Source organism: Marinobacter mobilis, from assembly GCF_900106945.1.
Lineage (GTDB): Bacteria > Pseudomonadota > Gammaproteobacteria > Pseudomonadales > Oleiphilaceae > Marinobacter > Marinobacter mobilis.
Genome location: NZ_FNNE01000006.1, coordinates 166899 through 189389, shown reverse-complemented (window position 1 = coordinate 189389; position 22491 = coordinate 166899). Strand labels below are relative to the sequence as shown.

Sequence of the window (22491 nt, the reverse complement as noted above, 5' to 3'; positions counted from 1 at the left end):
GCTGAAAAAACGGGCTCTGCAGTGGAGAGTCAGCCAGTCGAATGGCGGGAAAGCAGGTGGTTGGCGCGGAGACCGGGGCGAAGATTGGAAGGAACCGTACCGCGATGCTTTCGCATCGCATTGGTCAGCGCACTTTGACTGGAAAAGCCGGTCCGGTAGCTGATTTCGGAGACCGACAACTGGGTACCGCCAAGCAGCTGAATAGCCTGATCCAACCGGATCTGCAGCAGAAACTGGTGCGGTGAAACACCGGTGAGGGTGCGGAAGATCTCATGGAAGCGGCTGACACTGAGGCAGGCCACGTTGGCCATGTCCTGTACCGTGATCTTGCGGTGCAGGTTTTCCATAACATAGCGACGAATGGTCTCCGGGCTGAGGCCCGTCCGACTGGACGTTATCGCCGGAGCCTCATCGACAACACGATCGACCAGGCAATGGAGGATGCCGGCAGACAGATGACGGCGAAGCGCTTCGTTGTCCGGACAGCGATCAAATTCTCCGGCACAGAACTGCACAAGGCCTTGCAGCCGATTGTCCAGGGCCATGGTACGAGGACGCTCAAACAGGGCTGAGAGTCCATCGTAATCGGCATGATCAGGGGAACCAAGAGCGGGCATATAGGGATCGAGATTGATCACCAGAACATGATTCTGCTGATCGCCCCGGTAATCATGGCGAACGTCCGTCGGAACCAGGCAGGCACTCCAGGTATCGAGCAAGGCGCCATGCCCATCAACACACAGCTCCGCATGACCTCGAACACCGATGACCAACTGGTGGTATTCATGGCGGTGCTGATGAGATGCTTCAGGCAACTTGAGCAGACTGGCATTGAGCATAGGCCGACAACGCTACACAGACGGAATTGAAACTGGTTGAAAAACAGTCTGTGTCATAAACCCGTCATTTTCAACGACGGTTTGTGCGTATGGCCCGCGCCAGCGGTATCAGCGGATCGGTCAGCGCAAACCGTCTAGCACCGAGGTGACACTGGCTGTCACCTCGTCGAGCGGACGCGCGGCATCAATCACGTGATAACGTTGCGGCGATCGACGTGCCCGCGCCAGGTAACAGGCGCGAATTCGCTCAAAGAACGCGATCTCTTCCTGCTCAAAGCGATCCAGTTCGCCGCGGCGGGTGGCCCGGGCCATTCCTATTTCAACCGGGGCATCAAGGATGATCACGTCATCCGGGCGAATCTCCTGCTGCACCAGGGTTTCAAGCAACGTAATGCGCTCTTCTGGCACACCCCGCCCCGCGCCCTGATAGGCAAAGGTGGCATCGGTAAAACGGTCGCACAATACCCAGCAGCCCCGTTCCAGAGCCGGCAGGATATGGCCGTGCAGATGCTGCGCCCGAGCGGCGAACATCAACAGAAGTTCAGTGATTTCATTGACCGGTTCATCCCGTGGCGTCAGCAGCAACTCGCGAATGGCCTCAGCCATAGGGGTTCCGCCTGGCTCCCGGGTCACCACGACATCCACGCCGGTCGCCCGCAAGGTCTCAGCCGCCAGGGCAATCTGGGTCGACTTCCCTACCCCCTCTGCGCCTTCAAACGTAATGAACCGGCCCCGCTGTGTCACGGTTGAACCTCACTGGTTGATGGCGCCGGGGACGAACGGTAGTCCTCCCGCCGATTGAGCTGATACTGCCGCACCGCCTGCTGATGCTCACTGAGGCTGTTGGAGAACTTGTGGGAGCCATCACCCCGGGCGACAAAATAAAGCGCCTGACCATCGGCGGGATGAAGCGCCGCATGAATGGCCTCGCGCCCGGGCAAGGCAATCGGGGTTGGCGGCAGGCCATTGATTCTGTATGTATTGTAAGGCGTATAACGGCGCAGATCGCGGCTCGTGATGCGCCCCGTGTAATTGTCCCCCATGCCATAGATCACCGTGGGGTCCGTCTGCAACCGCATGCCTTTGTCGAGCCTGCGGACAAATACGCCGGCGATGGCCCCGCGCTCGGACGGTACACCGGTTTCACGCTCAACGATGGACGCCATGATCAGCGCCTCGTAAGCAGAGTCATAAGGCAGACCCTCGGCGCGCTCACTCCACTCCTGCTCCAGCACACGGTTCATGGTATCGAACGCTCGCCGCAGCACGTCAAGATCCGAATCCTGGCTGTGGTAAAGGTAGGTATCGGGGAAAAACCGGCCTTCGGGATGCTCCCCTTCAGCGCCGAGCTCCTTCATGATTTGCTCATCCGTCCAGTCCGTCGTCAGATGACGCAGGCGGGAACCGTTGGCCAGCGCGGCCCGAACGTCACGGAACGTCCAGCCCTCGATAAACTGCATCGACCAGCTCTTGGTGTCGCCGTCGACCATCGCCCGAATCATATCGAGGGCGCTCATGCCGTCGCTGAATTCATACTCTCCGGCCTTGATATGAGCCTGATCAGGGAACAGGCGACCGTGAATCCGAAGCCAGAGGGAGCGTTCCACAAAGCCCTGGGCCTGCATTTTTCGGGCGAGTTGTGAAAACGACATGCCATTGGGCACATCAAACAGCTCGGGTTCGGAGAGAACAATGGGGGCATCCAGGGTTTTCAGTCCCTGCCAGACCCATAACGAGGTTCCACTAAGGGCAAGGATCAGGATGCAGGCAAGCGCAACTAGCAGACGTCGAAACAAGGGCGTTACTTCAGGCTGGTCAATGGACGGCAGATTGTCGCAAGGGAACCGTCAATTGGCAAATCCCGGTCATCAATTCTGCTCACCGGTACAATACCCGTCACGCTGTTCATCAGGAACACACCGTCAAGCTGTGGATGACTGAGAAGCGACAGGTCCAACGGCTGCTCCCGAACCACCTCACCGGCAGCCTGTAACTGAGCTTTCACCTCAGCCTGCATCACCCCATGCACCGCCAGTGCCGACATTGGCGGCATCAACCACTGGCCACTCACTCGCAGCATGAGATTGGTGCGGGTGCCTTCCAGCAGATGCCCGTGACCATCCGTCATCAGCACCTCGTAATTACCCGCGCCAAGCTCGGCACTGGCCATTACCTGGTCGAGTCGGTTCAGACTCTTGAGACCCGCCAGCACCGGATTTACCGCCAGCGGATGACGACCAAGCTGAACGGATACTCCAGCGGGGTCAGGTAAGACGGGCATCTCATGGCAAGAAAGAATGAGCCGGGGCTGGCACGGCACGGGAGGGACATAGCCTCTGCCCCCGACGCCGCGAGTCAGGATCAGCTTGAGTACCCAGTCGCCAGGACGGGCGTAACGATCCAGAGCCTCTGCCAGGCAACTCTCCAGATCTGACCGGGCAACAGGAATGCCCAGCCGCTGCGCACCTTCGTGTAGCCGGGTAAGGTGACGATCTCCCAGCAGCAACCGCTGCCCATGAACCCGAATGGTTTCAAAGAGACCGTCACCATAGCTCAGCCCCCGGTCGCCTGCCGGCAGCGGGTCACACTCAGCCCAGACCAGGGACAACATCGGCCATCAGCCTTCGTAACGGCTGAAAATCAGAGTGCCGTTGGTACCACCGAAACCGAAGGAGTTCGACAGGGCCACTTTAAGGTCCGCTTTGCGGGCTTCATTGGCGACCAGGTCGAGGTCACACCCTTCGTCCGGATTATCCAGATTGATGGTCGGAGGCAAAATTCCTTCGCGAACAGCCAGCAATGAGAAAATCGCCTCAATCGCGCCTGCCGCGCCCAGGAGGTGCCCCGTCATCGACTTGGTACTGCTCATGGCCAGCTTGTAGGCATGATCACCGAAGACGTTCTTAACGGCACTGACCTCAGCAACATCCCCAACCTGGGTGGAAGTCCCATGGGCATTGATATAGTCAACGTCCGTCGGCTGAAGGCCCGCATCGCGCAAGGCGTTTTGCATGGCTTTTTCAGCACCGGTTCCTGAGGGTGAGGTAATGTGGTAAGCATCATCGCTCATGCCGAAGCCCACCACCTCGCCGTAAATCTCGGCGCCACGACGCTTGGCATGCTCAAGTTCTTCCAGTACCAGTACGCCCGCACCGTCACTGAGCACAAAACCATCGCGGTCTTTATCCCAGGGCCGGCTGGCTTTCTCAGGATCCTCATTGCGAGTGGACAGAGCCCTCGCAGAAGAGAATGCTGCGATACCGGTACGAGTGGTCGCCATCTCTGAACCACCCGCCAACATGACATCCGCATCGCCATAGGCGATGGTGCGTGCGGCATAACCAATGTTATGGGTACCGGTGGTACAGGCCGTGGTAATGGCAATATTGGGGCCCTGATAGCCGAAGCGAATGGCGACATTCCCGGAAATCATATTGATCACGGACGCCGGTACAAAAAACGGCGAGACTTTGCGCGGTCCATTCTCCGCCAAGGTAATCACGGTTTTCTCGATGAATTCGAGGCCACCAATTCCTGAGCCGATGGCAACACCGACGCGGTCTTTATCCAGTGATTCAAAATCCGCAAGGCCACTGCTATCTACCGCTTCTTGCGCTGCAACCAAGCCGTAGTGGATGAAAGGATCCATTTTGCGGGCATCTTTTGGAGACAGGTAAGGAGATAGATCGAGATCCTTAACCGCCCCGCCAATCTTGGTGTTGTAGTCCGTAGCATCAAATCGGTCGATCAGACCGATACCACTGCGTCCTGCTTTGATGCCTTCCCAGGACGATGCAACGTTGTTCCCGAGTGGGGAAAGCATGCCCAGTCCAGTTATCACAACACGTCGTTCAGCCATAACACCGTTCACCTAGGTTCTTCAGTCCAATAGAAATCACGGCCAAAAAAAAGCCGCCCTCACACGCTGCAAAGGACGGCTTCTGCTTGGCGTATACTCGAGCTGAGTATCAGGTGTGCGCGACGATGTAGTCGATCGCGTCCTGAACACTGGCCAGCTTTTCCGCTTCCTCGTCAGGGATTTCGGTCTCGAATTCTTCCTCGAGAGCCATGACCAGTTCAACGGTGTCCAGTGAGTCAGCGCCAAGGTCCTCAACAAAAGAAGATGTGTTCTGTACTTCGGACTCTTTAACGCCCAACTGCTCGCAAACGATCTTCTTTACGCGCTCTTCAACTGTACTCATAATTTCCTCACTTTGTTTCAACCAAGCAATTTACGGATTGCCAGTTTAGTTTAAAGCCTATCTGCAGACAAGCAGACAAACTTTCTAACGTCTTGTGCGACAAGGAATTCTTGACGATGCAGCACAAGCATTATCCCATATACATGCCACCGTTAACCTGGATTGTTTCTCCAGTTACGTAGCCTGCCGCATCTGAAGCCAGAAACGCAACAACAGCAGCCACTTCCTCCGGCCGACCCAATCGTCCTGCCGGAATAATGTCCAGCATAGCCTCACGCTGCTTGTCGTCCAGCTTCTTGGTCATATCGGTGTCAATGAATCCGGGTGCCACGCAGTTTGCAGTGATACCACGGTTCGACATTTCTTTCGCCAGACTGCGGGTAAAGCCTTCAACCCCGGCTTTCGCCGCACAGTAGTTGGCCTGCCCGGCATTCCCCATGTCAGCCACAACGGAGCTGACATTAATGATTCTACCCCAGCGAGCCTTGGCCATGCCCCTGAGTACCGCTTTACTGGTCCGGTACACGCTGGCCAGATTGGTCTCGATCACATCAGCCCAATCGTCATCTTTCAGGCGCATCAGCAGGTTATCACGGGTGATGCCCGCGTTATTCACAAGAATATGCGGCGCCCCGGCCTGCTCTGCAACCAGTTTCAGGCCCGCATCAATGCTCTCGGGGTCTGCAACATTCATGACGATGCCGAAGCCATCATAACCAGCCGTTTTCAGGTAATCCGTGATCGCGTCCGCGCCTGCCTGAGTGGTTGCAGTACCAACAACCTTGGCCCCCTGTGCCGCAAGAGCATCAGCAATTGCCTTGCCAATTCCCCTGGTCGCACCGGTAACCAGCGCAATCTTGCCTGCTAGAGACATGCAAAACTCCCTGTTATATTAACGTCGCTGATCAGGCCTGGCTGACCAGCTCAAGAATATAGCTCAAGACTGCGCAAATGCCTTGAGGGCATCATCCAGCGCATCCTGGGTTTCAACACCATGAACCGCCAGACCGCGATCAATTCGCTTGATCAGTCCTGCCAGCACCTTTCCTGCGCCACACTCGACCGCAACGGAAACCCCCTGCCCCGTCAGGGTGCGCACAGAGTCTGTCCAGAGCACCGGAGAGTACAGCTGCTTCACCAGGTTGGCCTTGAGCGTATCGCGATCCTGACAAACAGCGGCCGACACATTCTGAACCACCGGGATGACAGCATCATTAAAGCTGACTTCATCCAGCGCCTTGGCCAGTTCTTCAGCGGCACCTTTCATCAGGGCGCAGTGGGACGGTACGCTGACCGGTAGCGGCATCGCTTTGCGGGCACCCTTTTCTTTGCAAGCCTCAATCGCGCGATCAACGGCCGCTGTTTCGCCGGCAATCACTACCTGACCAGGCGCATTAAAATTGACTGCGGATACAACCGCGCCAGCGGCAGCTTCCTCACAAGCCGCAACCACATCGGCATCCTCGAGGCCGAGAATTGCTGCCATCCGGCCTTCGCCAGCAGGTACTGCGCCCTGCATCAGCTCACCGCGCAACTGAACCAGCTTGACCGCATCGACAAAATCCAGAGATTCTGCCGCGACCAAAGCGCTGTATTCACCAAGACTGTGGCCGGCAAGAAAGTCCGGCTTATGACCTTCGGCCACAAACCATTGCCGCCAAAGCGCCACACTTGCGGTCAGCAGCGCAGGCTGGGTGACCATGGTACGGTTCAGCTCTTCCGCCGGACCGTTCTGACACAAGTGCCAGAGGTCGTAACCGAGCACGGCTGACGCTTCAGCAAACGTTTGCTCCACAATGGGCCAATGCCCGGATGCATCGCTGAGCATACCAACCGATTGGGAACCCTGACCTGGAAAAATAAAGGCTGTTTTCATAGTTAGCAATCTTATCGTCAATGTTCGTTTGTGAAGATTAGCCAATAGTACAAGGTAAGTATGACAGCAGCCACGGAACGGCGGGAGGAAGGCTTAGGACATTGGTCGCAGTGGCGATCAAATCATCAATTCGTCCAGCCGGTCATTGATGCGCCGGGGAACTTCCATGGTCACTTCACGAGCAGCCTGGCGAATGGCCGCCAGCATCGCCCGCTCATTGGCGTTACCATGACTTTTTATAACCACACCTTGCAGGCCGAGGAAACTGGCCCCGTTATGCCGGGCGGGGTCCATCAGGCGGAGAAGCCGCCCAAGCATCGGGCGGGCCAGCCACCCCACCAGACGGCCGTAGACACCCCGACTGAACGCCTGCTCCAGCAACTCGATAAGCAGCCCAGCCACACCTTCACCGGTTTTGAGAGCGATGTTTCCGACAAAGCCGTCACACACCACCACATCAGCAACATCCCGGAACAGGTCACTGCCCTCAACGTAACCGATATAGTTGACGGTATCGCTCTGGGCCAACATGTGGGACGCCAGGCGCACCTGCTCATTGCCCTTGATCTCTTCTTCTCCAACGTTGAGCAACGCCACGCGCGGTTCCGTCAAGCCACTGACCGCAGACGCCATCAGCGACCCCATCAGGGCAAACTGGTAGAGATTTTCAGCGCTGGCGTCGACATTGGCCCCAAGGTCAAGCACATGGCACTTGCCACGAAGAGAAGGGATCAGCTTGGTAATCGCCGGACGTTCAATACCGGGATACATGCGGATGATGGAGCGGCCAAAGGCCATCAGGGCGCCGGTATTGCCAGCACTGACACAACCCTGTGCCTCGCCATCACGGACCAGCCGCAACGCAACGGCCATGGAGGAATTCTGCTTGTGACGAAGGGCGTGGGAGGGCCGTTCATTCATGCGAATGACATCGACGGCTTCCGAGATAGTGATTCGGGGGTGCCCTTCTTGCAACAAAGCCTCGAGCTCAGCCTGGTTACCCACCAGAATGATGCTCAAGGCTTCATTTTCTCGCACCGCATCCAGCGCTGCCGCAACCGCGACCTTGGGGCCGCGATCACCGCTCATGGCATCAACTGCAATGGTGATAGAACTCACCGGGCGAGTGCCTTTACGGATGCAGTGTCAGACGCAACGATTACTCGTCGCGCGCTTCAACAACCTGCTTACCACGGTAGAATCCGTCTGGAGACACGTGGTGACGACGATGAATTTCACCGGTGGTCGCGTCGGTAGACAGAGTTGCAGTGCCCAGTGCATCGTGTGAGCGGCGCATACCGCGCTTAGAGCGGGTCTTTCGGTTTTGCTGTACAGCCATGATTCTGCTCCTGACCTTGTAAAACTAGTGTTCGTAAATACAGCGCCGTAGTCCCGAAAGACCAACCGCGCTTGCGATAAGTTAGTGCTTCTTCGTCTTCAGTCCCGCCAGGACGCTGAACGGGTTCTCCCGCGTCGGCTCCTGGGGGCCCGGCTCCGGATCACCCGATTCAAGCTTATCCAGCTGTTGAGCAGCCGGACAGCCTTCCCGCTTGTGCAGCGGGAACGGAGGAAGAACCAGCAAAAGCTCGTCTTCAACCATACTCCAGAGACTTGCCGAGAACTCATCCGTCAAAAACGGTTCCAATTCCTTCGGCAACCTCTGCGCTTGCTCGTCACTGGTTACCAGCCCCAGACGAAACTGCGATGTCAGTGTCGCATCCATCGGCGTCATACAACGCTGGCACTCAAGCTCTACCCTGGCTTCCAGCTCACCCGATACAATACGGCGGCGCTGACCATCCATAGAGAAGGTCAGCGTAACCTGACACTGCCCGTCTTCAGCAACCCCAGCCACACACTCGCAGAGCCGCTCCAGAGATGTCAGGGGGATAACCCCTTCCAAAACACTGTTATGCTCCGCGAGCCGGTAAGGATCGACGGTATTAGGCAATTCGGCATTTGACATAGGCGCGCAATTTTAGGGGGCTCGCACGTCGCTGTCAAAGACTTCGTCACCTAATTGCACTCAATTTCCGGACGGGATACGGGTATTTAACAACGGCGAGCGGGTCCGGGTATGATAAAGCCGGCATAATGACCGCCCCACTCCACCGACGCAAAGGAATCATCCATGTCACCAAAACCCCTTGTTCTTGCGTCCTCATCCCGTTATCGCAAGGCGCTGCTCGAACGCCTGGGGCAACCATTTGAAAGTGCCAGCCCGGATATCGATGAGTCGGCACACCAAGGTGAAGCCGCCGAAGCGCTGACAACACGATTGGCATTGGAAAAAGCCCAGGCCCTGAGCACCCGTTTTCAAAACCACTGGATCATTGGATCAGACCAGGTCGCTACCCTTGCCGATGGCTCCATTCTCACCAAGCCCGGAAACTTCGACCGCGCCTGCGATCAACTGAGCCGCTGCAGCGGTCAGCGAGTGCGTTTTCTTACCGGCCTGGCTCTGCTCGACTCCGCCTCTGGCGAAACCATTGCGCTTTGCGAGCCGTTTGACGTTCATTTTCGAACACTCTCACTGACCGACATCGAGCACTACCTGAAAACCGAAACCCCGTACGACTGCGCCGGAAGCTTCCGCATGGAAGGTCTCGGCATCGCCCTGTTCGATCGACTGGAAGGCCGCGACCCCAACAGCCTCATCGGCCTCCCCCTGATTGCCCTGTGCGACATGTTCAGGCGCTGGGGGCTCGACCCTCTCGCGGAGGCTTACCGCAACTCGAGCCGAGACTGAACCACCTGATCTGCCAGCCCCGACCCTACCGAGGCGCCAAACCGCTCGATGAAGTCCTCGAACCTTGAGCCGCCAATCGTATAGTCGACCAACTCTTCCTGGCCCACCAGCTCACGAGCCACATAGGAAGCGCTGCCAAGCCCATCAATCAGACCCAGCGCCCGGGCCTGCTCACCCGTCCAGACCAGACCACTGAACAGGCTCTCATCGTCTGCCAGACGATCACCACGCCCCTTGCGGACCTGATCAATAAACTGGCGATGCGTGGTTGCCAGCACCTGCTGCCAGAAATCCACATCACTTGCCTTCTCCGGAGAGAACGGGTCCAGGAAGGCCTTGTTCTCGCCAGCGGTATAAAGCCGGCGATCAACACCAATGCGCTCCATCAGGCCGGTAAACCCGAAGCCACCGCCCACGACCCCGATGGAACCCACAAGGCTCGCCTTGTCGGCGTATATTTCATCAGCCGCTGCTGCTATATAGTAGGCTCCGGACGCACCGATATCGGCAATAACCGCGTATACCTTCTTGTCCGGATACTCCGCCCGCAGACGTCGAATTTCATCATAGACGTAGCCAGACTGCACCGGACTCCCGCCCGGACTGTTGATCCGCAGCAAAACCGCCTTCGCCGCCTCGGACTCAAAGGCTTCGCGCAAACCGCCCACGATGTTGTCGGCGCTGGCCACTTCGTCGGCGGCAATGGTACCGGTGATTTCAACCAATGCAGTATGGTCGCCTCCCGGCGCCCCCACCTCGGCAGATGGTAATACCAGCGCAAACAGCAGAGCAAAAAGGTAAGCAAAGGTCAGAAACTTGAAGAATATGCCCCAGCGCCGGGTCTTGCGGTGCTCATCCTGCATGGACAACACCAGCTTCTCGATCAGCTTCCAGTCACGCCCTTCATTGCCGAGACCACCGGCTTTCGCTGGAGCATCACCCCAACCCGGCTTCTGTTCAGAATCCCATTCAGACATTCAATGCATCCCATCAATTAACACGTTTCAGTAACCGGCCAATTCAAGCCGGCCGTCAGTCACTATAACCCCAGCGCCGCACGCAGCCCTGCCACCGAGTCGACAACCGCACGGGGGGCGTATTGCTGCAGGACAGCACGATCATGAACACCCCACTCCACTCCGATGGACGGCATGCTGATCCGCTGCGCCATATCGAGGTCATAGCGGGTATCGCCAATCATCACCGCGTCATCCGGCGTAATACCAAAATGCTCAACAATTTCCAGCAACATCGCCGGATCCGGCTTCGAGCGGGTTTCATCCGCACACCGCGTCACCTGGAAATGATCGCCAAGCCCACTGGTGAGCAGCGCCTGATCCAGCCCGCGACGACTTTTCCCAGTGGCTACAGCGCAGACCAACCCACAGGCATTCAAATCAGCCAGCACGTCGGTCATACCTGCAAAGACCTGCAGGGGCGTGGTCTGCTTTGAAAAGAAATATCGGGCATAGCCATCACGCATCGCCAGCATCTCATCGCGACTGATGCCTGGATACAAGGCCTCCAGGGCCTCCACAATGCCAAGCCCGATAATATCGCGGTAGGCCTCGCGCTCCAGGGCCGGAAACCCCAACTCGGTCGCCGCCTGATGAAGACTGTCGGCGATATGTTCCACCGAGTCCACAACGGTACCGTCCCAATCAAAAATAACGACTTTATGTGGATATGCCACGAACCAATCAACCTGTTCCGACTGCCTTACATCAAGCGCCGTTTCCAGCACTTCCCCCACGACACACCAACCCGGCCTGCCGCGAACTCATCCTGACCGACGTCCAGCCAGCTTGCTCAGCACCTCGCCAAACGCTTCATCGTAGGGCGCCTCCAGCCGAATGGCCTCACCACTACCCGGCAGAGTGAACTCCAGCGCCCTCGCGTGCAACATCAGCCGACGCCCTCCCATGGAGCGAAACGCTTTCAGGCTGACATCATCCATATACTTGTCATCACCGGCAATCGGATGGCCCGCATAGGCGCTGTGAACCCGTATCTGATGGGTGCGTCCGGTGACCGGTGACGCCTGCACCAGACTGTAGCCCCCGTAGTCGGCCAATACCGTGAACGTGGTCAGCGACTCCTTGCCTTCGGCATCAACACGCACCCGACGCTCCCCATTGCTCATTTCGTAACGCAGCAGGGGCGCATCAACCCGCTTAGTACCCGCAGGCCAACGCCCGGATACCAGAGCATGGTAGTGCTTACGAATCCGTTTCTGGCGCAGCTCATCCTGAAGGTAACGCAACGCTGAGCGTTTCTTTGCCACCATCACCAATCCCGACGTGTCCCGGTCAAGGCGGTGAACCAATTCGAGGAACCTCGCCTCCGGCCTGGCCGCACGCAACACTTCGATCAACCCGAAATCAAGCCCACTGCCACCATGAACAGCAATACCAGAGGGCTTGTTGACCACCAGCATCTGCTCATTTTCAAACACCACCGCACCTTCCATAACCGCCTGCACCCGCTCACCGGGTACCACAGGAGCCGCTGTCTGTTTCTGGCTTACCGGCGGAATGCGAACCTCATCACCTGCCGTCAAGCGGGTATCCGGGCGTACCCGCCCTTTGTTCACCCGAACTTCACCCTTCCGGACAATACGATACACCACGCTGCGGGGAACGCCGCGCAACTGAGCCATGAGAAAGTTATCAACACGCTGGCCGTCGTTGTCCTCACTCACCGTCACCAGGCGAACGGCACTTCGCTCCTGCTGCGCAGGCGCCGGCCGCTGACCACCTTCAGAGCGTGGGTCACGCTCTGAGCGCTGATTGCCTTGAGCCCGGGAAGGCCGACGGGACACCGACTTTTTGGGGGAACGCCGTTTAGGGGAAGTGAACGCCATGACACCTAGCCAATAACAAGCCAACGGGAAATGTGAAGGGCCGCTCGAGCACGGGATTGATGGCCCCAGAGATTACTGTTATATTCCGGCGTGTTCTGCCGTTTGTCTACGGCCTGGCCATCATGCCAACCGCCGGAGCGGCAGAAGTATACAGATACTATTGGATCGTTTGAAATTGATAGCCTGATCACTGGCTATATAGATCAGGTGCCGGACGCCTTAAAATGAAGGTCCCGGCATGCAGAGTGCTTCCACAGCGTGCCCTGCTTTCCCGAATCAGTGGAATATCATCACCGTGGAAGCAAAGTTGAAACCGAACGGAAAACCGCGTCGGGCAACATCGCGAAGAAAGATTAGCAACACGTAGGACCGGGCCGTCCAGCAAACCAATACGACGTGAGACCCAGGTACCTGCGTGAACTTGAATACAAGCAACATGCGTCAACAGGCAACAGACAACTATGGGCGTTCCCTGCCTAACCGCAGCCGGAAACCGGCTACTGTTTCAGGGATACGGGAGATTTATTCCGTAACCCACTGATTTGATTGCCCGCCGCCCGTATTATCGTCGGCACGCAGGTTCTGATTCGCAGATGCTATCCCCTCCGGTTTTCTGTCCCACTAACGACAGGAAACAATTCTTTCCATGAAAAGAATGCTAATTAATGCAACTCACCCAGAAGAGTTGCGCGTCGCCCTGGTAGACGGCCAGCGGCTTTTTGACCTCGATATCGAATCAAGCACTCGCGAGCAGAAAAAAGCCAACATTTATAAAGGTCGTATCACCCGGGTCGAACCCAGCCTGGAAGCAGCCTTTGTCGACTTTGGCGCAGAACGCCACGGCTTCCTCCCCCTCAAAGAAATTTCCAAAGAATATTTCAAGAAATCCCCCGGCGAAATTGAAGGCAAGATCAACATCAAGGATGTTGTGTCTGAAGGCCAGGAAGTCATTGTTCAGGTAGATAAGGAAGAGCGCGGCAACAAGGGGGCCGCACTGACAACCTTTATTTCCCTGGCCGGACGCTACCTGGTGCTGATGCCGAACAACGCCCGTGCCGGCGGCATTTCCCGTCGCATCGAAGGCGAGGAACGGGCCCAGCTCAAGGAAGCCATGTCCAACGTCCAGGTACCCAAGACCATGGGTATCATCGTGCGTACGGCAGGCATTGGCCGCACCTCCGAGGAACTGCAGTGGGACCTGGATTACCTGGTTCAGTTCTGGGAAGCTATTACCCAGGCAGCCTCCGAGCGCAAAGCCCCATTCCTGATCCATCAGGAAAGCAACGTCATCATTCGCGCCGTGCGTGACTATTTGCGTCAGGATATCGGCGAAGTCCTGATCGACTCACAGGTCGTATACGATGACGTACTGAACTTCGTCCGCGCAGTCATGCCGACCTTCGAGAACAAGATCAAGCTGTACCAGGACGAAATCCCCCTGTTCAGCCGCTACCAGATCGAAGGCCAGATCGAAACCGCCTTCCAGCGTGAAGTCAAACTGCCGTCTGGCGGCTCGATCGTCATTGATCCGACCGAAGCCCTGGTTTCCATTGACATCAACTCGTCGCGCGCCACCAAGGGCCACGACATCGAGGAAACTGCGCTCCAGACCAACCTGGAAGCCGCCGAGGAAATCGCCCGCCAGCTTCGCCTCCGCGACATGGGCGGCCTGATTGTCATCGACTTCATTGACATGACACCCGCCAAGCACCAGCGGGAAGTCGAGAACAAGGTTCGCGAGGCACTGGAACTGGATCGCGCCCGAGTTCAGGTCGGCAAGATTTCCCGCTTCGGTCTCCTCGAAATGTCGCGTCAGCGTCTGCGCCCTTCCCTGGGTGAAACCCGTAGCGAAGTCTGTCCCCGCTGTAACGGCCAGGGCAGCATCCGCGGTATCGAATCCCTGGCGCTGAGCATCATGCGTCTTATCTATGAAGAGGCGTCCAAGGACAAAACCGGCGAAGTTCGCGCAATTGTTCCGGTGGTTGTCGCCACCTTCCTGCTGAACGAGAAGCGCAAGCAGCTGGCCGATATTGAGGCCCGCCAGGAAGTCAGCGTTGTTGTTCTGCCTTCACCGCACATGGAAACCCCGAACTTTGAAATTCTCCGGGTACGGGAAGACGAGGCCGGCACCGAGCAGGTAAGCAGCTACCAGGTTGTTCAGGAATACTCTGAGCGCGAAGAAGAATCTGCGGACATCATCACCCCCCGGGAACAGCCAGTACGCCAGGAAGCCGCCGTTAAGGCCATCCGCCCGGCGGCTCCTGTGCCCCAGCCGGCGGCTGCTGAACAGGCTGTAACCACCCAGCAGGACGAAGGTCTTTTCCGTCGCCTGTCCCGCAAAATCGCAGAATGCTTCCGCGGTGAAGAAAAGCCACAGCCGAGCGCGAAGCAGAAAGCGAGCAGTGACGACGAACGCCGGACCCAGGGACGCCAGGACCGCCGTAAATCCCGTGTTGCCAAAGGCGAAACCCAGGGCGAACGCCGGGGTAACCAGGAACGTCGTCAGCAGGGTCAGGGTCAGAGCCAGAGCCAGAACCGCGGCGATGACAACCGTAACCGCAATCGCGGCGGCAGAGATGGAGGCCGAGACGGTGGCAGAACCGGGTCCCGCGATGGCGGCAACCGCGGTCGCGGCCAACAGCGCCAGCAACAAGGTGCGCAGGGCGAAAACCGTCGTGATGGCGAAGAGCGCAAGCAAGGTGGCCGTAACCAGGAGCGCCAGGAGCGCAAGCCCCAGGGCAACCGCGACCAACAGGAAGCGCGCAGCAACCAGAACGCCGGTGATGACAACAAGCCGCGCAAGCCGCGCCGCCAGCGCAACCGTGACGGTTCGCCGACAGACACAGCTGGCTCAACTCCAGCTGCCCGTAAAGCGGTTCGTAACGACAGCCATCAAAAGGATACCCAGCCCGAGAAGGACCAGGAATCCCCGGTAAATAAGGCCGCTGTAGCGCCAGAGGCCAAGGCCGACGCCAAGCCACAACAGCCCCAGGCTAAGCCCGAGGCCACCAAGGCCGACAGCCCGGCCCAGGAGAAAGCCGAACAGTCTGCAGCCAAGCGTGAAGACAAGGCTGAGGTGAAAACCGAGCCTAAGACCGCCAGCAAGGCCGAGGACGTCGCGCCCAAGGCAACCACCGACAGCACCGAGTCTGATAAGGCGCAAGCACCGAAAGATGCTAAAGCCGGTGACACTCAGCCCAAGGCCGACTCAGCCAGCCCGGTTGAGAAAGAGGAAGACAAGACCGCGAAAGCGCCCGTCACTGAGGGCGAAAAGACTGCTGTCGAAGCTGACAGTGAGGCCAAGCCCAAGCCGCGTCGCGCCAATCGCCGGCCAAAGGCCGCTGCCAAAGCCGCAGAAACCAAGACTGAGGACAACCAGACTCACGACAAGGCCCCTGCAGCTGAAGAAGCTAAAGCTTCGCCGGCGGCTGAAGAAAAGGCTCCGCAGGCCACCAAGCCGGCCAGCAAGCCCAAAGCCGAGCCCAAGGCCGACGCTGACAAGCCCGCTGAACCTGCCCGTAAAGAAACCAAGGAGCAGCAGCCTGCCAAGCCTGCAACCGAGGCTCAGGAAAACGCCGAACCGGTGAAAGCCCCGGCCGCCGAAGCCAAAGCGGCCAAGCCGGAAGAGAGCAAGCCGGAAACTCAGGCTAAGCCGGCCAGTGAAGAGCCTGCCAAGGAAGCACTGACAAGCTCTGGCAGAGCCTATAATGACCCACGGGAAGTTCGTAAGCGTCGTCTGGCTGCCAAAGCCGAAGCGGCCAAGAACGCCGAAGGAAACTAAATCATGCTAAGCAACGCTGAAATTGAAGCGCTGGAAGATATCCTCTTTGCAGAGCCCTGGGGTGATGAAGCCCTGGATTTCTTCGGCCTTCACGGCGTCATCTCCGCCAGCGTGGTCGGCCCCGTCACCCTGAGTCCCGCCGATGTATTTCGGCTGGCCACAGGGAGCGACACCCTGCCCCAGGAAGGCATCCCCGATGTTTTCCTGGGCGCGGTCGATAAGCTGGCGGCCAGCATGAGGAGCGCCCTGGATATGGGTCTGCCCCTGGAATTGCCGGAGCCGGAAGATGGTGACCCGATGAACGCTCTGGAAAACTGGTGCGCCGGGTTTGTCGATACGTTCCTTGAGAACGAGGATCTGTGGCTGGAGATCAACGAGGACGATACCGCTAACCTGCTGGTACCGATGATGACCCTGTCAGGGCTGTTTGAGGATGAAGATTTCCTCAAGGTGCGGGAGAGCGAGAAGCTTGCCAAGCAGATGGCCGACGCAATTCCTGATTCGCTGACCGACCTGTACCTGCTGTACCACGCGCCGGCCTGAGTCTTCAGACCGAGAGTGTAGCCCCTGACTCGAGGGGTTCACGAAAATGATGCCAGACGGGCGTAAGCCCCTCTGGCATTTTTTCTATGCGGCCCAGCTCGCACCAAGGCGCACCGGGGAAATGGAAGTCGCTACCCTGGGAGGCCAGTAACCCCTCTCGACGACACAGGTCTGTCAGGAAGCCCAGATCACCTGCCTGCTGACCCGACGTCAATACTTCAATAGCCTGGCCACCGGCGGCCTGGAAATCGGCAACCATAGCGCGCAGACGGGTAGCCGTCATCTTGTACTTGCGCGGGTGCGCCACCACCGCAATACCTCCCGCCTCAACAATCCAGCGGACCACGTCTTTAAGCTCAGGCCAGAACGCCTTTACATCTCCGGGCTTTCCAGCCCCGAGATGACGATTGAACGCCTGGTTGATATCACTGACCTTTCCCAGTTCCACCAGCGCCTTGGCAAAATGCGGACGCCCAGGGACATCACCACCCGCTTTTTCGGTGGCCAGGGCCAGCAGCGCCTCCGGATCGTTCCGCTGCAACCTGTCGGCAATCTTACGAGCCCGCTGCCAGCGATTGTCCTTCTGGCCGGCCAGGCGCTCCCGAAACGTCTGGTCCTGAGGATCGAAATCCAGCCCGACGATGTGAATGGTCTGACGACCCCACACACAGGACAACTCCACCCCGGCGATCAGCCCGACCCCATGCCTGCTAGCGCTGAACCGGGCCTCTTCGAGACCGTCGATGGTATCATGGTCGGTCAGAGCCAGATGACTCACCCCCTTCTCCGCCGCTCTTGCAAGCAGCATCGCTGGCGAAAGCGCTCCGTCTGACGCAGTACTGTGGCAGTGGAGATCAATGCAGTTGGGCGAACCTTGGGGTATAGTCACGGCTACTCATCATTTCAGCGGGAAAGTGGCTACAGTGTACCAGTGGTATGAATATCTGTAATGCCGCCGCCTATCAATAGTTGACCGGAATGGAGCTAGAGTCCGCCATGTACTATGCCATCGTCGCCGAAGACATCCCAGAGAGCCTGCCGCTGCGCAAGCAGGCCCGCCCTGCTCACCTCGCCCGTCTGGAAGCCCTGAAAGAGGAAGGGCGACTGTTGATTGCCGGCCCGAACCCGGCGCTGGACACTCCGGATCCCGGCGAAGCCGGCTTTACCGGGAGTCTGGTGGTTGCAGAATTCGATAGTCTGGAAGCGGCCCAGGCCTGGGCAGACGCCGATCCCTATGTCGAAGCTGGGGTGTATGCCGGCGTCACGATCAAGCCATTCAAGCTGGTTCTGCCCTGATCCGGCGCGCCTTGCCCATCACTGCATGAGCGATTTTTAATACGGCATGCCTTGAACAAGGCTGCCGCTAAGGCAAAAATTACGCTTTTATCAGAACCCTCAAGGAAAGATTCCCGTGACAGCACTGCGCCTGATTGCCTGCACACTGATACTCTTTGCCGTCGGCGTCTCCGCCCAGGCAAGAACCATGTATGTTGATGACTCTCTGTCTATCACCGTCCGCAGTGGTGAAGGTACCCAATTTCGTATTCTGAAAAGCGATCTGACCAGCGGCACCCGACTGGAACTTCTGCAAACCGGTGAATCCGGGTACAGCCTGGTACGTACCCCGGACGGTGTCGAGGGTTGGGTCCTGAGCCGGTACCTCACCGACTCTCCCATCGCCCGCGACCGCCTGGTCCGCGCCAACCGTGAGCTGGAAGATGCTCGCAACCAGCTTGCTGCGTTGCGACAGGAACTGACACAGGTAACCGCTGAGCGTGACACCCTCGCCTCATCCGAAAGCAGCCTGGAATCCAGAACCGAGACCCTGAGTACGGAACTGGCGCAAATTAAGGAAATCTCCTCGAATGCCCTCAACCTCGACCGTCGTAACCGGGAGCTTCAGGAAGAAAACCAGCGCCTGCGCAACGATGTGGAAGTGCTCACCGCTGAGAAGGAACGGCTCGAGACCAAGAGCGAGTCAGACTTCATGTTGCTCGGGGCCGGCCTGGTTCTGCTGGGCATCATCCTGGCGCTGATCATCCCCCTCCTGAAGCCGACCAAAAAGGCTGATAACTGGGCCTGATACGCCGGAGAAGCACCCAATCCGCTCAGACCAAAACACCATATATGGTGCCCAAAAAGCCGAAAGCCTACTAAATGGAAGGCATTCGGCTTTTTTTATGCCAATGTGTTCTTTGACCGCTCTGCAACTTCGCTTTATAAATAATAAAACAACACACGTGAGGTGCTGTGATGTCGATGAGTATGAAGGACTATTCTGAAAAGCGTGACTTCTACCGGATGCAGGTCGATTCCGAAATTCAGATCACTGACAGCCAGGGGCGCAGCTTCTCCGCCCTGTGCAAAGATTTAAGTGGTACCGGGATGCAGCTGTTCGTCTCGGAAGCCATTGAGGAAGGCGCTGAGCTCCACACCCTCATGCCCTCAACCAACGATCAGTTCCCCCCCTTTGAAACCGTCAGTACCGTCGTGCGCTGCACAGCGGACGGCGATGGCTACCTGCTCGGCACATCGATTACCAAGGTAAAACGCTAGGGGATCAGCCAGAAACGCCGATCCCGGCAGAAGCCGGGATCGGGTATATCGACAAAGTCGTTCAGGGTGAAGGCCACCCTGCCCGGTATCAGTCGGTGTTCAGCGGTTTCTCTGATACCACAATGCCATTGTTATCGGCATAGAGGTAATGGCCCGGCTGGAAAGTCACGCCACCAAAGGTCACCGGGACATTCAGATCACCGATACCGCGCTTTTCGGTCTTACGTGGGTGTGTACCCAGCGCCTGAACGCCCAACACGGTCTTTCCGATAACATCCACATCACGGATGCAACCGTAAATGATCAGACCGGCCCAGCCATTGCTCGCCGCCTTTTCCGCCAGCATGTCACCGAGCAAGGCGTTACGCTTTGAACCACCGCCGTCAACAACCAAGACACGGCCATTGCCTGGCAGCCCCACTTGCTCCTTGACGACAGAGTTATCTTCAAAGCACTTGACGGTAACGATCTCTCCGCCGAAGGCATCAACACCACCAAAGTTGCGGAACCCGGGCTCAACCACCTGAACTTCCGGATACTCGTCACACAGATCTGGGGTTACGATTGGCACCTTTGCGTTCTCCTCTCTATCAACGTGTCTTAATCAATCTTTTCGTCGGCCAGGAAGAACCAGGTATCCAATACGGAATCCGGGTTCAGAGACACGGTATCGATACCCTGCTCCATCAGCCATTTGGCCAGATCCGGGTGATCAGAAGGCCCCTGACCACAGATACCCACATACTTGCCAGCCTTGCGACAGGCAACGATGGCGTTGGACAGCAGAATCTTGATGGCATCGTTACGCTCATCAAACAGGTGAGCCACGATACCGGAGTCGCGGTCCAGGCCCAGAGTGAGCTGAGTCAGGTCGTTGGAACCGATGGAGAAGCCGTCAAAGTGCTCGAGGAACTGATCCGCCAGCAGCGCATTGGCTGGCAGCTCACACATCATGATCACCCGCAGGCCATTCTCACCACGCTTGAGTCCGTTCTGTGCCAGCAGCTCAACGACCTGCTGCGCTTCGCCCACCGTGCGGACGAACGGCACCATGATTTCAACATTGGTGAAGCCCATCTCGTCACGGACTTTCTTCAGGGCACGGCATTCGAGCTCGAAGCAGTCGCGGAAGTTCTCGGAGATGTAACGGGATGCACCACGGAAACCGAGCATGGGGTTTTCTTCGTCCGGTTCGTACAGGGTGCCACCGATCAGGTTGGCGTATTCATTGGATTTGAAGTCAGACAACCGCACGATGACTTTTTTGGGTGCAAAGGCGGCCGCCAGGGTGGAAATACCTTCCACCAGCTTGTCGACGTAGAAGTCCACCGGAGAGCCGTAACCGGAGATGCGCTTCTCGACGGTCTGGTGGATATCCCGCGGCAGGCTGTCAAAGTTCAGCAGGGCCTTGGGGTGAACACCGATCATACGGTTGATGATGAACTCCAGACGCGCCAGACCAACACCTTCGTTCGGCAGGGCCTGGAAATCAAATGCGCGGTCCGGGTTACCCACGTTCATCATGATCTTGAACGGAATGTTCGGCATGGAGTCAACGGTGTTTTCCCGCAGCTCAAAGTCCAGGCTGCCCTCGTAGATCATGCCGGTATCACCTTCGGCACAGGAGACCGTAACATTCTGCCCTTCCTTGAGGACCTCCGTGGCATCACCACAACCCACTACCGCTGGAATACCTAGCTCCCGGGCAATAATCGCCGCGTGGCAGGTACGGCCACCACGGTCGGTCACAATCGCGGAGGCGCGCTTCATGACCGGCTCCCAGTCCGGGTCGGTCATGTCGGTAACCAGTACGTCGCCGGCTTCTACCCGATCCATTTCATTGATGCTGGTGACCACCTTGACCGGGCCGCTGCCGATCTTGTGGCCGATACTGCGACCTTCCACAAGAACCTTGCCCTGCTCCTTGAGCAGGTAGCGCTCCATCACATTGGCAGAAGATCGGCTCTTCACGGTTTCCGGACGGGCCTGAACGATGTAGATCTTGCCGTCGTCGCCGTCTTTCGCCCATTCGATATCCATGGGACGCTGGTAGTGCTTCTCGATGATCATGGCCTGCTTGGCCAGTTCAGACACTTCCTCGTCACTGACACAGAACTTGCCACGCTCTTCCGGATCCACCTTGACGGTATCAACAAAGTGGTCGGAACCCGGGCCGGCGTAAACCATCTTGATGGCCTTGCTGCCCAGGTTACGGCGCAATACCGCAGGCCGCCCGGCTTCCAGGGTCGGCTTGTGGACGTAGAACTCATCCGGGTTAACCGCGCCCTGTACAACCGTCTCACCCAGGCCGTAGGAACCGGTCACAAAGACCACATCACGGAATCCGGATTCGGTATCCAGGGTAAACATGACGCCACTCGAAGCCGTCTCGCTGCGCACCATCTTCTGGATGCCTGCGGACAGGGCCACCAGTTTGTGGTCGAAGCCATGGTGTACCCGGTAAGAAATCGCGCGGTCGTTGAACAGGGACGCAAACACCTCTTTCACAGAGTGTTTTACCTGATCAAGGCCAACCACGTTGAGGAAGGTTTCCTGCTGACCGGCAAAGGAGGCATCGGGCAGATCTTCTGCAGTCGCAGAAGAGCGCACAGCCACGGCCAGTTTATCGTTGCCATTACGGAGCTGGTTGTAGGCTGCCTCGAGGGATTCTTCCAGCTGCGCCGGGAATGGGGTATCGGTCACCCACTGACGGATCTGGGAACCCACACGGGCCAGCTCGTTGACGTCATTGACGTCCAGCGCGTCGAGGGCGCTGTCAATCCGATCCTTAAGACCGTCTTTGGCGAGAAATTCACGGTAGGCGTGAGCGGTGGTGGCAAAACCACCGGGAACGGTAACACCTGCATTGGCGAGATTACTGATCATTTCACCCAGGGACGCATTCTTGCCCCCAACCCGGTCAACATCGTGCATGCCCAGGTTTTCAAACCAGATAATGTAATCTTCCAAAACGCGTCTCCCTTGAGTCTGTATCGCAAAGAGCGGGGTTTACCGGCGAAGCAATGCCCAGGCAGCGTTGCCCAGTGTCTCATCCAGGCCCTCAAACTAGCGGTGTATCATA

General features: G+C 57.8%; 23 protein-coding genes. 6 read left to right on the top strand and 17 right to left on the bottom strand.

Annotation, left to right across the window (positions count from 1 at the left end; all coding sequences use genetic code 11):
- Nucleotides 1-29: 29 nt before the first annotated feature.
- The 11 genes from BLV11_RS11050 to BLV11_RS11000 form a co-directional block, all read right to left on the bottom strand.
- Nucleotides 30-839 carry a helix-turn-helix transcriptional regulator gene (locus tag BLV11_RS11050; RefSeq protein ID WP_091813778.1) on the bottom strand — a complete coding sequence of 270 codons (810 nt, stop codon included), beginning with the start codon at nucleotides 837-839 and terminating at the stop codon, nucleotides 30-32.
- Nucleotides 840-959: 120 nt separating this feature from the next.
- Nucleotides 960-1583, bottom strand: a complete 624-nt coding sequence (gene tmk / locus BLV11_RS11045; protein WP_091813775.1) for a dTMP kinase — start codon at nucleotides 1581-1583, stop codon at nucleotides 960-962.
- Nucleotides 1580-2635 (bottom strand): endolytic transglycosylase MltG, encoded by a 1056-nt coding sequence (gene mltG / locus BLV11_RS11040; protein WP_091813771.1) that lies wholly within the window; start codon nucleotides 2633-2635, stop codon nucleotides 1580-1582. The genes tmk and mltG overlap by 4 nt, the downstream gene beginning before the upstream one ends.
- 5 nt (nucleotides 2636-2640) lie before the next feature.
- Nucleotides 2641-3450, bottom strand: coding sequence for an aminodeoxychorismate lyase (gene pabC, locus BLV11_RS11035; protein WP_091813767.1), 810 nt, complete (start codon nucleotides 3448-3450; stop codon nucleotides 2641-2643).
- Between the two features lie 6 nt (nucleotides 3451-3456).
- Nucleotides 3457-4698, bottom strand: a complete 1242-nt coding sequence (gene fabF / locus BLV11_RS11030; protein WP_091813763.1) for a beta-ketoacyl-ACP synthase II — start codon at nucleotides 4696-4698, stop codon at nucleotides 3457-3459.
- Nucleotides 4699-4807: 109 nt separating this feature from the next.
- Nucleotides 4808-5041 carry an acyl carrier protein gene (gene acpP, locus BLV11_RS11025; protein ID WP_007154069.1) on the bottom strand — a complete coding sequence of 78 codons (234 nt, stop codon included), beginning with the start codon at nucleotides 5039-5041 and terminating at the stop codon, nucleotides 4808-4810.
- 130 nt (nucleotides 5042-5171) lie between these two features.
- Entirely contained in the window at nucleotides 5172-5915 is a 744-nt protein-coding gene (gene fabG / locus BLV11_RS11020; protein ID WP_091813760.1) for a 3-oxoacyl-ACP reductase FabG, read from the bottom strand.
- Between the two features lie 63 nt (nucleotides 5916-5978).
- Nucleotides 5979-6917: an ACP S-malonyltransferase gene (gene fabD, locus BLV11_RS11015; protein WP_091813756.1), complete on the bottom strand. Its 939-nt coding sequence runs from the start codon at nucleotides 6915-6917 to the stop codon at nucleotides 5979-5981.
- 117 nt (nucleotides 6918-7034) lie between these two features.
- The gene (gene plsX, locus BLV11_RS11010) at nucleotides 7035-8036 is read right to left on the bottom strand and encodes a phosphate acyltransferase PlsX (RefSeq protein ID WP_091813753.1); all 1002 of its coding nucleotides are present in this window, start codon (nucleotides 8034-8036) and stop codon (nucleotides 7035-7037) included.
- A 40-nt stretch (nucleotides 8037-8076) separates the two neighbouring features.
- A complete protein-coding gene (gene rpmF, locus BLV11_RS11005) occupies nucleotides 8077-8256 on the bottom strand; it encodes a 50S ribosomal protein L32 (RefSeq protein WP_091813750.1) in 180 nt (59 codons plus the stop codon).
- Between the two features lie 81 nt (nucleotides 8257-8337).
- Nucleotides 8338-8883 (bottom strand): YceD family protein, encoded by a 546-nt coding sequence (locus BLV11_RS11000; RefSeq protein WP_091813747.1) that lies wholly within the window; start codon nucleotides 8881-8883, stop codon nucleotides 8338-8340.
- 165 nt (nucleotides 8884-9048) lie between these two features.
- Between BLV11_RS11000 and BLV11_RS10995 the strand changes: the two genes are divergently transcribed.
- A complete protein-coding gene (locus BLV11_RS10995; protein WP_091813744.1) occupies nucleotides 9049-9666 on the top strand; it encodes a Maf family protein in 618 nt (205 codons plus the stop codon).
- Here the strand turns inward: BLV11_RS10995 and BLV11_RS10990 are convergent.
- The 3 genes from BLV11_RS10990 to rluC all read right to left on the bottom strand — a co-directional run bounded on the left by BLV11_RS10990 (nucleotide 9642) and on the right by rluC (nucleotide 12529).
- The gene (locus tag BLV11_RS10990; RefSeq protein WP_091813741.1) at nucleotides 9642-10643 is read right to left on the bottom strand and encodes a S49 family peptidase; all 1002 of its coding nucleotides are present in this window, start codon (nucleotides 10641-10643) and stop codon (nucleotides 9642-9644) included. The genes BLV11_RS10995 and BLV11_RS10990 overlap by 25 nt on opposite strands.
- 62 nt (nucleotides 10644-10705) lie before the next feature.
- Complete coding sequence (locus BLV11_RS10985; protein ID WP_091814114.1) at nucleotides 10706-11359, bottom strand: HAD family hydrolase; 654 nt, start codon at nucleotides 11357-11359, stop codon at nucleotides 10706-10708.
- 87 nt (nucleotides 11360-11446) lie between these two features.
- Nucleotides 11447-12529 (bottom strand): 23S rRNA pseudouridine(955/2504/2580) synthase RluC, encoded by a 1083-nt coding sequence (rluC, locus tag BLV11_RS10980; RefSeq protein WP_091813735.1) that lies wholly within the window; start codon nucleotides 12527-12529, stop codon nucleotides 11447-11449.
- Between the two features lie 646 nt (nucleotides 12530-13175).
- Here rluC and rne point away from each other — a divergent pair.
- Both rne and BLV11_RS10970 read left to right on the top strand, forming a co-directional pair.
- On the top strand, nucleotides 13176-16310 hold the full coding sequence (rne, locus tag BLV11_RS10975; protein ID WP_091813732.1) for a ribonuclease E: 3135 nt from the start codon (nucleotides 13176-13178) through the stop codon (nucleotides 16308-16310).
- 3 nt (nucleotides 16311-16313) lie between these two features.
- Entirely contained in the window at nucleotides 16314-16853 is a 540-nt protein-coding gene (locus tag BLV11_RS10970; RefSeq protein WP_091813728.1) for a YecA/YgfB family protein, read from the top strand.
- Between the two features lie 4 nt (nucleotides 16854-16857).
- On the opposite strand, the gene BLV11_RS10965 is transcribed toward BLV11_RS10970, so the two are convergent.
- Entirely contained in the window at nucleotides 16858-17742 is an 885-nt protein-coding gene (locus tag BLV11_RS10965; protein WP_091813725.1) for a PHP domain-containing protein, read from the bottom strand.
- Between the two features lie 107 nt (nucleotides 17743-17849).
- Between BLV11_RS10965 and BLV11_RS10960 the strand changes: the two genes are divergently transcribed.
- From BLV11_RS10960 to BLV11_RS10950, 3 genes are all read left to right on the top strand, one after another.
- Nucleotides 17850-18149 (top strand): YciI family protein, encoded by a 300-nt coding sequence (locus tag BLV11_RS10960; protein WP_091813722.1) that lies wholly within the window; start codon nucleotides 17850-17852, stop codon nucleotides 18147-18149.
- 115 nt (nucleotides 18150-18264) lie between these two features.
- Nucleotides 18265-18936, top strand: a complete 672-nt coding sequence (locus BLV11_RS10955; protein WP_091813719.1) for a TIGR04211 family SH3 domain-containing protein — start codon at nucleotides 18265-18267, stop codon at nucleotides 18934-18936.
- A 176-nt stretch (nucleotides 18937-19112) separates the two neighbouring features.
- Complete coding sequence (locus BLV11_RS10950) at nucleotides 19113-19409, top strand: PilZ domain-containing protein (protein WP_245726001.1); 297 nt, start codon at nucleotides 19113-19115, stop codon at nucleotides 19407-19409.
- An 88-nt stretch (nucleotides 19410-19497) separates the two neighbouring features.
- On the opposite strand, the gene rraA is transcribed toward BLV11_RS10950, so the two are convergent.
- Together rraA and ppsA are read right to left on the bottom strand one after the other, a co-directional pair.
- On the bottom strand, nucleotides 19498-19980 hold the full coding sequence (gene rraA / locus BLV11_RS10945; RefSeq protein ID WP_091813716.1) for a ribonuclease E activity regulator RraA: 483 nt from the start codon (nucleotides 19978-19980) through the stop codon (nucleotides 19498-19500).
- Between the two features lie 29 nt (nucleotides 19981-20009).
- Entirely contained in the window at nucleotides 20010-22379 is a 2370-nt protein-coding gene (ppsA, locus tag BLV11_RS10940; RefSeq protein ID WP_091813713.1) for a phosphoenolpyruvate synthase, read from the bottom strand.
- Nucleotides 22380-22491 lie beyond the last annotated feature (112 nt).